12 protein-coding genes are annotated in these 13,921 nt (G+C 70.3%); 8 read left to right on the forward strand and 4 right to left on the reverse strand.

What is annotated here, in order from left to right; genetic code table 11:
- Window positions 1-109: 109 nt before the first annotated feature.
- From ACYVGQ_RS04900 to ACYVGQ_RS04910, 3 genes are all read right to left on the reverse strand, one after another.
- Window positions 110-1,024 carry a DUF808 domain-containing protein gene (locus ACYVGQ_RS04900; protein WP_460783419.1) on the reverse strand — a complete coding sequence of 305 codons (915 nt, stop codon included), beginning with the start codon at window positions 1,022-1,024 and terminating at the stop codon, window positions 110-112.
- 193 nt (window positions 1,025-1,217) lie between these two features.
- Entirely contained in the window at window positions 1,218-2,267 is a 1,050-nt protein-coding gene (locus tag ACYVGQ_RS04905; RefSeq protein WP_460783420.1) for an NAD(P)-dependent alcohol dehydrogenase, read from the reverse strand.
- Between the two features lie 34 nt (window positions 2,268-2,301).
- Window positions 2,302-2,781: a hypothetical protein gene (locus tag ACYVGQ_RS04910; protein ID WP_460783421.1), complete on the reverse strand. Its 480-nt coding sequence runs from the start codon at window positions 2,779-2,781 to the stop codon at window positions 2,302-2,304.
- Between ACYVGQ_RS04910 and ACYVGQ_RS04915 the strand changes: the two genes are divergently transcribed.
- The 3 genes from ACYVGQ_RS04915 to ACYVGQ_RS04925 all read left to right on the forward strand — a co-directional run bounded on the left by ACYVGQ_RS04915 (window position 2,782) and on the right by ACYVGQ_RS04925 (window position 7,564).
- Window positions 2,782-4,740: a heavy metal translocating P-type ATPase gene (locus ACYVGQ_RS04915; protein ID WP_460783422.1), complete on the forward strand. Its 1,959-nt coding sequence runs from the start codon at window positions 2,782-2,784 to the stop codon at window positions 4,738-4,740.
- Between the two features lie 165 nt (window positions 4,741-4,905).
- Window positions 4,906-5,979 carry a Gfo/Idh/MocA family protein gene (locus ACYVGQ_RS04920; protein ID WP_460783423.1) on the forward strand — a complete coding sequence of 358 codons (1,074 nt, stop codon included), beginning with the start codon at window positions 4,906-4,908 and terminating at the stop codon, window positions 5,977-5,979.
- A gap of 79 nt (window positions 5,980-6,058) precedes the next feature.
- Window positions 6,059-7,564 (forward strand): MATE family efflux transporter, encoded by a 1,506-nt coding sequence (locus ACYVGQ_RS04925; protein ID WP_460783424.1) that lies wholly within the window; start codon window positions 6,059-6,061, stop codon window positions 7,562-7,564.
- On the opposite strand, the gene ACYVGQ_RS04930 is transcribed toward ACYVGQ_RS04925, so the two are convergent.
- Entirely contained in the window at window positions 7,503-8,303 is an 801-nt protein-coding gene (locus ACYVGQ_RS04930; RefSeq protein WP_460783425.1) for an alpha/beta fold hydrolase, read from the reverse strand. The two genes, ACYVGQ_RS04925 and ACYVGQ_RS04930, sit on opposite strands and share 62 nt — an antisense overlap.
- A gap of 350 nt (window positions 8,304-8,653) precedes the next feature.
- Here ACYVGQ_RS04930 and ACYVGQ_RS04935 point away from each other — a divergent pair, with 350 nt between their 5' ends.
- From ACYVGQ_RS04935 to ACYVGQ_RS04955, 5 genes are all read left to right on the forward strand, one after another.
- Window positions 8,654-9,493: a metallophosphoesterase family protein gene (locus ACYVGQ_RS04935; protein ID WP_460783426.1), complete on the forward strand. Its 840-nt coding sequence runs from the start codon at window positions 8,654-8,656 to the stop codon at window positions 9,491-9,493.
- A 93-nt stretch (window positions 9,494-9,586) separates the two neighbouring features.
- On the forward strand, window positions 9,587-10,504 hold the full coding sequence (locus tag ACYVGQ_RS04940; RefSeq protein WP_460783427.1) for a MurR/RpiR family transcriptional regulator: 918 nt from the start codon (window positions 9,587-9,589) through the stop codon (window positions 10,502-10,504).
- Window positions 10,505-10,633: 129 nt separating this feature from the next.
- Window positions 10,634-11,776, forward strand: coding sequence for an ABC transporter ATP-binding protein (locus tag ACYVGQ_RS04945; RefSeq protein WP_460783428.1), 1,143 nt, complete (start codon window positions 10,634-10,636; stop codon window positions 11,774-11,776).
- A 45-nt stretch (window positions 11,777-11,821) separates the two neighbouring features.
- Entirely contained in the window at window positions 11,822-13,171 is a 1,350-nt protein-coding gene (locus ACYVGQ_RS04950) for an extracellular solute-binding protein (RefSeq protein WP_460783429.1), read from the forward strand.
- On the forward strand, window positions 13,168-13,920 hold the full coding sequence (locus ACYVGQ_RS04955) for a tyrosine-protein phosphatase (protein ID WP_460783430.1): 753 nt from the start codon (window positions 13,168-13,170) through the stop codon (window positions 13,918-13,920). Before ACYVGQ_RS04950 ends, ACYVGQ_RS04955 begins: the two co-directional genes overlap by 4 nt.
- Window position 13,921 lies beyond the last annotated feature (1 nt).

Below are 13,921 nucleotides of genomic sequence, written 5' to 3' on the forward strand. Positions count from 1 at the left end.
CTGCGCTCAATCTAGTTATCGCGCGTTCCAGGTCGCGGAATGTGCTGCTTCCGCCCCCGCGGAGCGACCGAATCTGCGACCTGGACGGGGGCACACAGGCTCGGTCCGATCAGTGCACGGCGGCGGGCGACTCCCCGCCCTCGGTGAAGCTCGGCTCGCGTCCGAGCATCCGCCCGATCAGCAGCACGATGCCGACGACGACGAGTCCCACCACGAGCCCGGCGATCGCGGACATCAGGGTCTCGCCGACCCAGACGACCACGCCGCCGAGCGGCTCGAGCAGGTGCTCGACATCGTGGAGCAGGTCCGAGAAGAACGTCAGCCCGACCTCGCCGAGGTTGGCGAGCAGCAGATGCCCGCCGACCCACAGCATCGCGACGGTGCCGACGACGCTGATGACGCGGAAGACCGCGGGCATCGATCGCACGATCCTGGTGCCGGTGTGCCGCACCCGCTGCGAGGGGTTCTTGGCCATCTTCAGGCCGATGTCGTCGATCTTCACGAGCAGCGCGACCGCGCCGTAGACGACGGCGGTCATGATCAGCGCGATCACCGCGAGCACTCCCAGCGTCATCCAGATGCCCATCCCGTCCTCGAGGTTGGACAGCGAGATGAGCATGATCTCGGTGGAGAGGATGAGATCGGTGCGCACGGCGCCGAAGACGAGCCTGTTCTCGTCCCTCGCGCCCTCCTCGGCGTGGCCGTGGTGGAAGCCGAACCACTCCAGCACCTTCTCCGCCCCCTCGAAGCACAGGTAGGTGCCGCCGAGGATCAGCAGGAAGGGAAGCACCCACGGTGCGAACGCCGTGAGGAGCAGGGCGATCGGGATGATGATGACGAACTTGTTCACCAGCGACCCGAGCGCGATCTTGGCCACGACGGGCAGCTCGCGAGCGGGGGTGATCCCCTGCACGTACTGCGGCGTCACCGCGGCGTCGTCGATCACGACGCCGGCCGCCTTCGCGGACGCCTTCATCGCAGCACTCAGGATGTCATCGACGACGGCGAGCAGACCTACCGACATGTGTTCCCCCTCGTGAGTGGCCCGGGGAAAACACTAGCGGCAGGCGGTCTCGGCGCCCATGTCGGCGCTCGATCCGGAGGAGAACGTACGAACGGGAGGTCCGGATGCGGGATCGCGTCCTCCGGATCGAGCGATCTCCTCCGGATCGGGAGGCCGTGCGCCCGGGGGAACGTGCGGGCGTGAAGAGGACAGCTCAGGCGCCGATCGTCTCCGCGTCGATCACGAAGCGGTAGCGCACGTCCGAGGCGAGCACGCGGTCCCAGGCCTCGTTGACCTCGGATGCCGCGACGATCTCCACCTCGGGGGAGATGCCGTGCTCCGCGCAGAAGTCGAGCATCTCCTGGGTCTCGGCGATGCCCCCGATGTTGGACCCCGCGACCGAGCGCCGTCCGCCGATGAGGTTGCCCACCCGTACGCTCAGCGGCTCAGGCGGGAGGCCGACGTTGACGAGCGCGCCGTCCAGCGCGAGCAGGCGCAGGTGGGCGTCGAGATCGATCACGGCGGAGACGGTGTTGATGATGAGGTCGAAGGAGCCGCGCAGCTCCCGGAAGGTCGCCGGATCGCTCGTGGCGAAGGCGCGGTCCGCGCCGAGGGCGAGCGCGTCGTCCTTCTTGGCGAGCGTTCGCGTCAGGACGGTCACCTCGGCGCCCATGGCGTGCGCGAGCTTGACGGCCATGTGGCCGAGCCCGCCCAGCCCCACGACGGCGACCCTGGTGCCCGGACCCGCGTCCCAGTGGCGCAGCGGGGAGTAGGTCGTGATGCCTGCGCAGAGCAGGGGTGCGGCCTTCTCGAAGGGGATCGACTCGGGGATGCGGAGCACGAAGGCCTCGGTCACGACGACGCTGCGGGAGTATCCGCCCTGCGTGATCGTGCCGTCGACGTCGGTGGCGCCGTAGGTGCCGATCGCGCCGTTCAGGCAGTACTGCTCGGATCCGGCGAGGCAGTTCGCGCACTCGCCGCAGGAGTTCACCAGGCATCCGACGCCCACGCGGTCGCCGACGGCGTATGCCGTGACGTCCGAGCCGACCTCGGCGACGGTGCCCGCGATCTCGTGCCCGACGGTGAGCGGATAGTGCTGCGGTCCCCAGTCGCCCTTGACGGTGTGGATGTCCGAGTGGCAGATGCCCGCCCAGCGGATGTCGATGCGGACGTCCTTCGGGCCGACGTCGCGACGCTCGACGGTTCCGGGAGTGAGGAGATCGGTGGCGGAGGGCGCGACGATGGCGGAGATCGAAGTGGGCATGTCATGAGCGTACGCCGGATGCCGGCCTGCGGAATCAGGAATCCGCATCGAGATCAAGAGAGATCGCGCTGGATCCTCTTGATCCGGGCGTCTCCTCCTGAATAGAGGCGTTGAAGGGGGTGAGGAGAGGGAATATCGACGGGTGGACAGTCGTTCTGAACGAATACCCCCTGGGGGTATTCTGAACGAACGTGATCGACGCGACCAGGAGGATCTGATGAGCGATCCGCACATGCATCACCACCACGCGGCCCCCGATGGCGACGCGGCCCATGGCGAACATGCGAGTCATGATCCGCACCGCGACCCGGACACGACGCACACGCATCACGACCACGACCACGACCGGCATGAAGCGCACGACGGCCCTCTCGACGACGACCACGCGGATCCCGCAGCGCACGGCGACCACGAGCACGCGGGTCACGATCACGACCACCACGCCGGTCCCGCGAACGCGGATCGCGGCCACGGGAGTCACGCCGGTCACGCGAACGGCGGCCACGCCGGTCACGTGGCGCAGTTCCGGCGGCTGTTCTGGGGGAACCTCCTCCTCGCGGTCCCCGTCGTCGCCTTCTCCGGGATGTTCGCCATGCTCATCGGCTACGAGCTCCCCGCCTTCCCCGGCGTGGAATTCGTCGCCCCAGTACTCGGCACGGTGATGTATGTCTGGGGAGGCCGCCCGTTCCTCACGGGCGCCGTCGGAGAGATCCGCTCCCGCCGTCCCGGCATGATGCTGCTCATCGGTCTGGCCATCACCGTCGCTTTCATCGCCTCCTGGGCGGCGAGCCTGGGCCTCGTGCACCACGAGCTCGAGTTCTGGTGGGAGCTCGCCCTGCTCATCGTGATCATGCTCCTCGGGCATTGGATCGAGATGCGCTCGCTGGCGGAGACGACCTCCGCGCTCGACTCCCTCGCGGCGCTGCTGCCCGATGAGGCGGAGCGCATCGACGGAGACGCGACGGTGCGCATCGCTCCCGCCGATCTCCGTGTCGGCGACCTCGTCGTCGTCCGTCCCGGCGGACGCGTCCCCGCCGACGGCGAGATCGTCGCCGGCCGCGCCGAGATGGACGAGTCCATGATCACCGGCGAGTCCCGGGCCGTCGCACGGGAGGAGGGGGACCGCGTCGTCGCGGGGACGATCGCCACCGATTCGGGGCTGCGCGTACGGGTCGTCGCGACCGGCGAGGACACCGCGCTCGCCGGCATCCGCCGCCTCGTGGCCCAGGCGCAGGCCTCCACGTCCCGTGCGCAGCGCCTCGCCGACCGCGCGGCGGCCTGGCTGTTCTGGTATGCGCTCGCCGCCGCCGTCGTGACCGCGATCGTCTGGACGGCGGTGGGCGACGTCGACTCCGCGATCGTGCGCACCATCACCGTCCTCGTGATCGCCTGCCCGCATGCCCTCGGCCTCGCGATCCCGCTCGTGGTGTCCATCGCGACCGAGCGCGCGGCGCGCGCCGGCATCCTCGTCTCCGATCGGCTGGCGCTGGAGAGCATGCGCACCGTCGACGCCGTCCTGTTCGACAAGACCGGGACGCTGACCGCCGGTGAACCGGCTGTCACGAAGGTCGCAGCGGCCGACGGCCAGGACGAGGACGAGGTGCTCGCCCTCGCTGCCGCTGCGGAGGAGGACAGCGAGCATCCCCTGGCCCGCGCGATCGTTCGCGCGGCGGAGGCACGGAGCATCCGGACGCTCCGTGCGACCCGCTTCGCCTCGGCGCCGGCCGTGGGCGTGACGGCGGTCGTCGAGGGACGCGAGATCCGTGTCGGAGGTCCGCGGATGCTCGAGGAGATCGGTGCGGTACCGCTGCCGGAGGCGGAGGGCTGGGCCGGCGAAGGGGCCATCGTGCTGCACATAGCTGCGGACGGGCAGGCCGTCGGCGCGCTGCGGCTGGCCGACGCCGTGCGCCCGGAGTCCCGGGACGCCGTGGCAGCGCTGCGTCGGCGGGGTGTCGAGGTCGTCATGATCACGGGCGACGCGGAACCCGTGGCGCGTGCCGTCGCCGCGGAACTGGGCATCGAGCGGGTCTTCGCCGGCGTGCGCCCGGAGGACAAGGCCGCGAAGGTCGTCGAACTGCAGCACGAGGGGCGCAAGGTCGCCATGGTCGGCGACGGCGTGAACGACGCCCCCGCCCTTGCGCAGGCCGATGTCGGCATCGCGATCGGCGCGGGGACGGATGTCGCGATCGCCTCCGCGGGCGTGGTGCTGGCCGGGTCCGATCCGCGTGCGGTGGCATCCGTCATCGAGCTGTCCGCGGCGAGCTATCGCAAGATGACCCAGAACCTGTGGTGGGCGGCGGGGTACAACCTCCTCTCGGTGCCGCTGGCGGCCGGCATCCTCGCGCCGATCGGATTCGTCCTGCCGATGTCGGTCGGCGCGATCCTCATGTCGGCGTCCACCGTCGTCGTCGCCCTGAACGCGCAGCTGCTGCGCCGGCTGGATCTGCGACCGGATCGCGTCGGCCGGCGGTGAGGCGTGGCGGGAGCATCCCGTGGAACGGATCATGGCGGATCGCGTCTTCTCGATCCGCGCAGGAGTCTTTGAACGTTTCAGCCCTTGTGCCCGGCGCGCCGCGGCGCGTCATGCCGCGCGCCGCCTACCGTTGCGGGGGAGACCGCAACGAGGGAGTTCGCAGACATGGCCGCACCGAGCAGCATCGCCGTCGTCGGATCCGGGTGGCGGGCGGAGTTCATCCTGCGCATCGCGGCCGCGCTGCCGGATCGGTTCGAGATCGCGGGGCTCGTGGTGCGCGATCCGGCGAAGGCCGAGCGGATGTCGGCCGCGTGGGCGGCGCCGGCCTTCCCCTCCCTCACCGAGCTGCTGGCGTACAGGCATCCGGACTTCCTCGTGCTGTCGGTGCCGCGCGAGGCGGCGCCCGCGCTGATCGAGGAGTCGGTCCGCGCGGACGTCCCGGTGCTGACCGAGACCCCGCCGGCCGATGCGCTGGACGATCTCATCGCGCTGCACCGTGCGGTGGGCGGTGCGCGGGTTCAGGTGGCCGAGCAGTACCACCTCCAGCCGCTGATCTCCGCGCAGATCGCGATCGCGCGCTCCGGCGTCATCGGCGACGTGAGCGAGTGCCGGGTGTCGATCAGCCACGGGTACCACGCGATCAGCATCATGCGCCGCATGCTCGGCGTCGGATTCGAGGATGCCGAGATCCGCTCGCTCCGATTCGAAGCGCCGCTGGTCGGCGGTCCCGGCCGCGGCGGCGATCCGGTCGAGGAGCGCTTCCTGACCGCCGAGACGACGATCGCGCACCTCGGCTTCGGCGGACGCCACGGCGTCTACGACTGGGCGCCGGCGCAGAACCGCTCCTGGGTGCGTGCCACGAGACTGCTCGCCCGCGGCGACCGCGGTGAGATCGACGGCCGCGAGGTGCGGTACCTGGCGGACTTCCGCACCCCGGTGCAGTACACGATCCGCCGGATGGACGCCGGACACGACACCAACCTCGAAGGGCACTTCCTGCGCGGTCTGCTCGCCGGCGAGAGGTGGGTGTACCGCAATCCGTTCATCCCGGCCGGCTTCCTGGATGACGAGCTCGCGGTCGCCGAATGCCTCGTGCGGATGGCCGAGTACTCTCGCGGCGGCGACGGCCTCTACGGGCTCGCGGAGGCTTCGCAGGATCACTACCTCGGAATGCTGGTCGACGAGGCCGCCGCCACCGGAGAGGTCGTGCGCTCGCACCGTCAGGCGTGGGCCGCCTGAAAGAGCGCTCTTCTCTTCTCGAAACGATTCGATAAAATAGTCGGATCCCCGTTCCCCTCCGGACCCTGTCGAGCTCTCCGTGTCACCTTCCCTCACCACCGGTGCGCCCTGGCGCGTCATCCTCGCGTTCTCCGTGCCGCTGCTGATCGGCAACGTCGTCCAGCAGCTGTACCAGTTCGTCGACACGGTCGTCGTCGGCCGGCAGCTCGGCGTCGACGCGCTCGCGGCGGTCGGCGCGACCGGCAGCCTCCTGTTCCTCCTGCTGGGCTTCGCCTGGGGCGTGACGAGCGGCTTCGCGATCCCGACCGCGCAGGCGTTCGGAGCCGGGGACGATCGCGCCGTGCGCCGCTCGGTCGCGACCGGGACGCTCCTGACCGCGGGCATGAGCGTCGTGCTGACGATCGTCGCCCCGCTCATCGCGCATCCGGTCCTGGTTCTCATGCGGACGCCGGCGGAGCTCATGGACGACGCGGTCGTGTTCGCCCAGGTGAGCTTCCTCGGGGCCGCGGCCACGATGTTCTTCAACTACCTCGCGGCGATCATCCGGGCGATCGGCGACTCCCGGACCCCGCTGTGGTTCCTCACCCTGGCGTGCCTGCTGAACGTCGCCCTCGTGATCCTCATGGTCGGCCCGCTGGGATGGGGCGTCGCGGGGGCCGCGCTCGCCACGGTCGTGGCGCAGGGGACCTCGGTCGTCCTCTGCCTGGAGTACCTGCGCCGGCGCCTGCCCGCCCTCCACGTGCGCCGCGAGGACTGGAGGGTCGCCCGCGCGGAGGTCGGCGAGCATCTGCGCCTCGGCCTGCCCATGGGCTTCCAGGCCTCGATCATCGCGATCGGCACCCTCGCCGTGCAGGTCGCGCTCAACGAGCTGGGGTCCGACGCCGTCGCCGCCTATACGGCGGCCTCGCGCGTCGACAGCCTCGCCACCGCCCTGCTCGCGTCGCTGGGCCTTGCGACGAGCATGTACGTGGCGCAGAACGTCGGTGCAGGGCGACCGGACCGCATCCGCCGCGGTGTCGTGCAGGCCAGCTGGATCGCCATCGGCGGATCCCTCGCGCTCGGCGTCCTGCTCATCATCACCGGCGCCGCGATCGTGCGGATCTTCGTCGGCGACGGAGCCGACGGGGTCGTCGAGCTCGCGCACCTCATGCTCATCATCAACGGTGCGACCTACAGCATCCTCGGTGTCCTGTTCGTGATCCGCGGGGCGCTGCAGGGGCTCGGGCACGCGATGATCCCCACCGTCACCGGCATCGTCGAACTCGTCATGCGCGTCGTCGCGGCGGTGGCGCTGGCGGCTCTGCTCGGCTTCGCCGGCGTCGCGTGGAGCAACCCGCTCGCGTGGGTGGGCGCGGTCGTCATCCTCATCCCCGCCTACGTGCGCGAGCACCGTCGCCTGGCGCGGATGCCGATCACCTCGACGGTCCTCACCGAGACCACACCGATCCCCGTCGTCGGGCCGACGAACAGCTCGCTCGTGGTCGATGCGGTCGTGACCTCGCCGATCACGCTCCCTGGGGCGATCAACCCTCCGCGAGGAAGGCGAGGGCGGCTTCGCGGAAGGCGCGGGACCCGGGTGCGTTGAAGTGGTGCCGGTCGGGGATCTCGAAGAACCGGCCCTGAGGGGTGACCGATGCCAGGTGGCGTGATCCCGCGATGATGGCGTCCTGCGAGCCGGTGGCGAACAGCACCGGCTGCTGCGGCGCGTGCGCGGTGTCCGGATCGATCGAGCGGGAGGCCCGCATGCCCTCCGCCAGGGCGAGCAGCGCCCTGAGGTCGTTGCCTGCGACTCGCTCGGTGAGCGCGATGTAGTTCTGCGTGGTGCGGTCGGTCACCGGCGTGCCGTCGGCGATGTAGGCGCGGACCTGCGCGATGTCGAGCCGGGCCAGGGGGATGCCGTCCGGCACGCCGCCCAGCACCGCGCGTGGGATGCGGTCCCGGAGGTCCTGGGTCACCTCCCAGCCGACGCGGGCGCCGAGCGAGTAGCCGATGTAGCGCGCCTCCTCGACGAGATAGGTGTCCAGGACCGTCTCGAGGTCGGTCGACAGGGTGCGGACCGTGTACCCGTCCTGCTCGTGCGGCTTGTCGCTCAGGCCGTGGCCGCGCTGATCGACGCCGAGCACGAAGTAGCCCGCATCCTCCAGCATCCTCGCCCAGCCGGTGAGCACCCAGTTGTCGCGCGTGCTCGAGGCGAAGCCGTGCACGATCACGACGGTCGGCGCGTCCGGATCGCCCCAGGTGTAGGTCGCGAGGCCCACACCGTCGCCGACGACGACGCGCTGCGGGCTCGGCATCCTGTTCAGGTCGGAGAGGAGAACGGCCATGACTCCATCTTGGCGCTTCCGCGCAGGGGCGGGGTCGCGCCCGGACCGGCCGTGTCTCCACGGGGATCCTGGCGAATGATTGATCCGCGGACACCTGTCCGGAACGGAGGACATGACGCGAACGGGAGGACCGAGCTCGAGGATCCGCTCCTCCGGTTCGAGCGAACTCCTCCGATTCGAGCGGCACGAGCAGGGCAGGTGAGGTGCGCCAGGAGGCAGGTAAGAGGATTGCCCAGACGGGATGCAGCGTGAACAAACAATTCATCCCACGTTGGAGTCGCGGTCACCAGAGCGGCCTAGCGTGGCGGCGTCGCGCATGCGGCATCCCCTTTCAGATGCGGAGCACAGGCATGAGACTCGTCCAGATCACCGATACGCACATCAGCCGCCTCGGCGGCAGCCCCACCGAGAACGCCGAGCGCTTCGTGGAGTTCATCAACGCGATGGAGCCCGACTTCGTCGTCCACACCGGAGACGTGACCATCCTCGACCCGGACGAGGATCGCGACCGCATCGCCGCGAAGGAGATCCTCGCTGGCATCACCGCGCCGCTGCGCGTGCTCCCCGGCAACCACGACGTCGGAGAGCCCGGAGACGACCCGTTCGGCGACCGGCCCGTGACGAGTGATCGCGTCGCCGCGTTCCGCGCACACTTCGGCGAGGATCGCTTCCTCGAGATCGTCGACGGCTGGGCGCTCGTCGGCGTGAACAGCGAGCTGTTCGACTCCGGGCTTCCGGAAGAGGACGAGCAGTGGGCATGGGTCGAGACGCTGCCGGAGCAGGTCGGTCCGCGTCCTGTCGCGTTCTTCACGCACAAGCCCGTATGGGCTTGGACGCCTGAGCATCAGAACACGCACCTCGCGGTCGGGCCCGCATCGCTTCCCCGGCTGGAGGCCGTGCTCTCCCTGCTCGACGTGCGCGCCTTCGGCAGCGGTCACCTGCACCACTACGCGGTGACGGAGCGCGACGGCGCGGTCGTCGTCTCGGCGCCGTCCACCGCGTTCGTGCACCGGGGCGCCGTCTCCGCGGACATCGTCGGGCCCGGCCTCATCCAGCTCGGCATCGTCGACTGGGAGCTCGCAGAGCGAGTCCTGCCGTCCTTCCGTGCTCCGATCGGCATCGTGGAGCCGGAGTTCCTCGAGGTCGAGCAGGCGCGCATCGCGCTGGACGCCATGGGCGTCACGCTCTGACCTGCATCCATCCATCCATCCATCCGCCCGCATCGCGGCGCCGTTCACCTGGGCGTCGCGATGCGGGCATCGACACGTGATAGACCGAAACACATGAACGCGCGAATCGCCGAGCCGCCGATCGGCGGGACCATCGACCACATCCTCTCGGTGCTGCCCTCGCTCATCCCGAGCGCGCAGCGGGTGGCCCGGATCTGCGCGGAGCGTCCCGAGGAGGTCGTGGAGATGTCCGGCGCCGACCTCGCCGCCGCCGCGGAGACCTCGCCGCCGACCGTCACCCGCACCTGCCAGGCGCTGGGGTTCCAGGGCTTCCAGCATCTGCGGATGCTCCTGGTCCGCGACCTCGGTGCGGCGGCGCGCGCGACGCGCTCCCTCGAGACGGGCACGACCGGCTGGCTGCAGGGCATCGCGGAAGGCGCCGGAGAGATCCTGAGGACGTCGCTCGCCTCGGTGGACGCCGCGGCCTTCGAGGCCGCGGCAGACGCCATCGTCGCCGCACCGCGGGTCCTGCTGGCCGGGACCGGCGCGTCGGGGCCGGCCGCGCAGGCGATCGCGCTCAAGCTCACGATCAACGGCCGGCTGTGCGAGGCTCCGGTCGACGGCGTCTCCCAGCAGCTCACGGCTCGCGTGCTGCGCCCGGGGGACGTCTGCGTGGTGGTCAGCTCGAGCGGGGCGAACGCCGTGACGCTGGCCGCCGCCGCGGCGGCGGTCGAGTCGGGGGCCACCGTCATCGGAGTGACGAGCTTCTCGCGTTCGAAGCTCGCCGAGTACGCCGATCTTCTCCTCGTCGCCGGCGCGCGCTTCCAGAGCTGGGATCAGGGGGCGGTCGGCGCGGGACTCGTGCAGTACCTGCTGCTCTCCGTGCTCCAGCTCGCCGTGGCCGATCGCATGGACGGGGACGACGCGGAGCGCGCCCGATGGGCGATCCGCGACGAGCTGGGCGCCCTCGTCGCCGAGCCGGGGGGATCGCAGGACGCCGAGGACGTCGATCCGGCCGGCGACGTGTCGTAACGTTCCCCGCCGCACTGCGTGCCGTTGACCTGACGTTCTCCCGCAATTCACTTTCACTGCCCAAACTCTCTATGTAAGCGAATTCCACGGGAGGGTCCCGCGCGACAGGTCGCTTGCAGGAGGCGACCCATGGGCACCATCCAGCTCCGCGGGATCGGCCGCAGCTTCAAGAGCACCGCGGCGGTCCGCGACATCACGCTCACCATCGACGACGGCGACTTCCTCGTCCTGCTCGGCCCGTCCGGATGCGGCAAGACCACGCTGCTGCGCATGATCGCCGGGCTCCTCGAGCCCACGACCGGACGCATCCTCCTCGACGGCGACGACGTCACCGAGCTGCCGTCGAAGAAGCGCGACCTGGCGATGGTGTTCCAGAGCTATGCGCTCTACCCGCACCTCAGCGTCCGGAGGAACCTGGCGTTCCCGCTGCGCGTGCAGAAGCTCGGCAAGGACGAGATCGAGCGTCGCGTGCGCGAGGTCGCGGAGGCGCTGGAGATCGATCAGTATCTCGACCGCAAGCCGAAGGAGCTCTCCGGAGGACAGCGCCAGCGCGTCGCGGTCGGCCGCGCGCTCGTGCGCGACCCGAAGGCGTTCCTGATGGACGAGCCGCTGTCGAACCTGGACGCCAAGCTGCGCACGCAGACCCGCCAGGAGCTCACGGCGCTGCATCGCCGGCTCGGCGCGACCTTCGTCTACGTCACCCACGACCAGGTCGAGGCGATGACGATGGCCACGAAGATCGTCGTCCTGAACGCCGGCCGGATCGAGCAGTACGGCACGCCGGAAGAGGTCTACGACCGCCCTGAGTCGGTCTTCGTGGCGGGTTTCCTCGGCAGCCCGGCGATGAATCTCGTGGACGCGACCGTCACCGCGGACGCGGGCCGGATCGCGGTCGCCGCCGGAGGCCTCGTCGGGGATCTCTGGGAGGGCGAGACCGCGCCGATCGACGTGGTGCTCGGCTTCCGCCCCGAGCACCTCGAGATCACGGATGCCGTCACGACCACGCCGGGGGTGAGCATCGCCGTCACCGTCGACATCGTCGAGAACCTCGGCGGCGAGCAGATCCTCACCTGCCTCACGGGCTCGGGCCGCGTGCACGTGCGCACCTCGCGCGACGTCCACGTCTCCGGCGGCGACGAGCTGACGCTGCACGTCGCTCCCGAGCACGTCCACCTGTTCGAGCGCTCGAGCGGACGCCGGCTGGAGTGGGTGCCGGACACCGCCTCGAGCGCTCAGACCGTCTCCTCCGCAGACCGCGTCCTCGTCCCCTGATCCGCACGACCTCCCAGCCTGCACGACCTCCCAGAGAGAGAAATCATGAACAACCGCTCCCGCCGCGCGGGCCTCGCCGGTCTCGCCGCCCTCACGGTCGCGGCGCTCGCCGGCTGCGCCGCATCCGCCGCATCTCCCGAAGACGCCACGGGAAGCATGGCGACGCTGTCCGAGGACGACGAGGTGACCATCACCTTCGAGTCCTACAACCTGTCCAACGCCGGCATCTGGTCGGACACGATCACGACGCTGATCGACGACTTCATGGCTGAGCATCCGAACATCACGGTCAACGCGCAGCCCTCGGACTCGACCTCCACGGCCGGCAGCGTGCAGAAGCAGCTCCTGGCAGGCGGCGCGCCGGACGTCGCGCAGCTGGTGTTCAGCGAGCTGGACTTCGCCGCGACCACGCTCGGTGCGCAGGATCTCAGCACCGTCGTCGGCGCGGATGCCCTGGCGGAGGAGTTCGGCGGCGAGTATCCGTACCACGAGCGGGCCCAGGGGCTCGCGGACTGGGACGGCTCCACCTACGGCATCCCGTACGTCTTCTCGACCCCCGTGCTCTGGCTCAACGAGAGCCTCTTCGAGCGGGCGGGCCTCGACCCCGAGACGGTCGACCTGTCCACGTGGGATGCCGTCGAGAGCGCCGGAGAGCAGATCACGGCCGCCACCGGCGAGCCCTCCGTCAGCGTGACCTGCACGGTCAGCGGCGGCAACTGGTGCATGCAGGGCCTGTTCCGCTCCGGCGGCGCGCAGGTGCTCAGCGACGACCGCGCGACCATCGAGTTCGGCTCCGACGCCGCCGTCGACACCGTGCAGACGTTCCGCGACATGTTCGACGCCGGGGTGCTCGCCAACCAGGACTCCACCTCGATGTACGAGGCCTTCGCCCAGGGCAAGACCGCGATCCACGTGAACACCTCCGCGCTGCAGGCCGCCTTCATGGGCGGTGCGTCGTCGGGCGGCTGGACGCTGGACGCGCGGGCGCTTCCCGCGTTCGACGACGCCCCCGTCGTGCCGACCAACTCCGGTTCGTTCCTGGCGATGTTCTCCACCGATCCGAAGAAGCAGGCGGCGGCCTGGGAGCTGATCCAGTGGATGACGAGTCCGCACGCCTACGAGATCATCTCCACCGAGATCGGCTACCTGCCGCTGCGCAGCACGATGACCGAGGAGGGCGGACCTCTTTACGAATGGGTCGAGGCGAATCCGCTGGTCAAGCCCAACCTGCAGCAGCTCGATGCGCTCGAGCCGTGGGTGTCCTACCCCGGTGACAGCTATGTCCAGGTCGACCAGGTGCTCGCCACCGCCGTCGAGGAGTCGATCTTCTACGGAGCCGACATCCCGGCGACCATGCAGGACGCCGCGGAGCGCGCTCAGGGGCTGATCGAATGAGCATCGCCGAAGGCGCACCCGTGCGCCGTCATGCCACACCGGGGGTCTACAACCTGCGCGACACCGGTGGGTACCGTGCGGCGACCGGCACGTCCCGATGGGGCAAGCTCTTCCGTTCGGATGCGCTCCACCTGCTGGACGTGCAGGGCAGGAGCCTGATCGCGGATCTGGGCATCGCCCATGTCGTCGACCTGCGCGGCAGCGAGGAGCAGCGCACGGCCCCCAGCGCTCTGGACGGCCTCGAGCTGCAGGTGCACCACCTGCCGGTCTTCGACGACGCGGCCCCCGCATCCCGGGCCGCTGTGCGGCTCGGCCTCGCGTCGATCTACGATCACATGGCCGACGAGCGCGGCACGCAGCTGGCGGACGCCATCCGCGTGATCGCCGCCGCGGAGGAGGACGAGGCCGTGCTCGTGCACTGCACGGCGGGCAAGGATCGCACGGGCCTCGTCATCGCCTTCGCGCTGACCGCCGCGGGCGTCGATCGCGACGAGGTCGTGGCCGACTACGCCCAGACCGCGGACAACCTGCGCGGCGAGTGGGCGGAGCGCATGCTCGCGGGCTACCGCGACGGCGGCTCCGAGCTGACGCCGGAGGTCGTGGAGCTCGTCACGGCGAGCCCCGCCGACATGCTCGGCGCTCTGCTGGACCGCATCGAACGGCAGCACGGTTCGATGCGCGGCTATCTCGGGGCGCACGGCCTCTCGGCCCCCGACCTCGATCGCCTCACCGCGGTGCTGGTCGCCTGAA

This window comes from Microbacterium tumbae, from assembly GCF_054780175.1.

Excerpts from the sequence above, each read along its gene's own strand:
- ACYVGQ_RS04900 (WP_460783419.1), bottom strand. The coding sequence starts at position 1,024 with ATGTCGGTAGGTCTGCTCGCCGTCGTCGATGACATCCTGAGTGCTGCG.
- ACYVGQ_RS04905 (WP_460783420.1), bottom strand. The coding sequence starts at position 2,267 with ATGCCCACTTCGATCTCCGCCATCGTCGCGCCCTCCGCCACCGATCTC.
- ACYVGQ_RS04920 (WP_460783423.1), top strand. The coding sequence starts at position 4,906 with ATGGCCGCACCGAGCAGCATCGCCGTCGTCGGATCCGGGTGGCGGGCG.
- ACYVGQ_RS04930 (WP_460783425.1), bottom strand. The coding sequence starts at position 8,303 with ATGGCCGTTCTCCTCTCCGACCTGAACAGGATGCCGAGCCCGCAGCGC.
- ACYVGQ_RS04935 (WP_460783426.1), top strand. The coding sequence starts at position 8,654 with ATGAGACTCGTCCAGATCACCGATACGCACATCAGCCGCCTCGGCGGC.
- ACYVGQ_RS04940 (WP_460783427.1), top strand. The coding sequence starts at position 9,587 with ATGAACGCGCGAATCGCCGAGCCGCCGATCGGCGGGACCATCGACCAC.
- ACYVGQ_RS04945 (WP_460783428.1), top strand. The coding sequence starts at position 10,634 with ATGGGCACCATCCAGCTCCGCGGGATCGGCCGCAGCTTCAAGAGCACC.
- ACYVGQ_RS04950 (WP_460783429.1), top strand. The coding sequence starts at position 11,822 with ATGAACAACCGCTCCCGCCGCGCGGGCCTCGCCGGTCTCGCCGCCCTC.
- ACYVGQ_RS04955 (WP_460783430.1), top strand. The coding sequence starts at position 13,168 with ATGAGCATCGCCGAAGGCGCACCCGTGCGCCGTCATGCCACACCGGGG.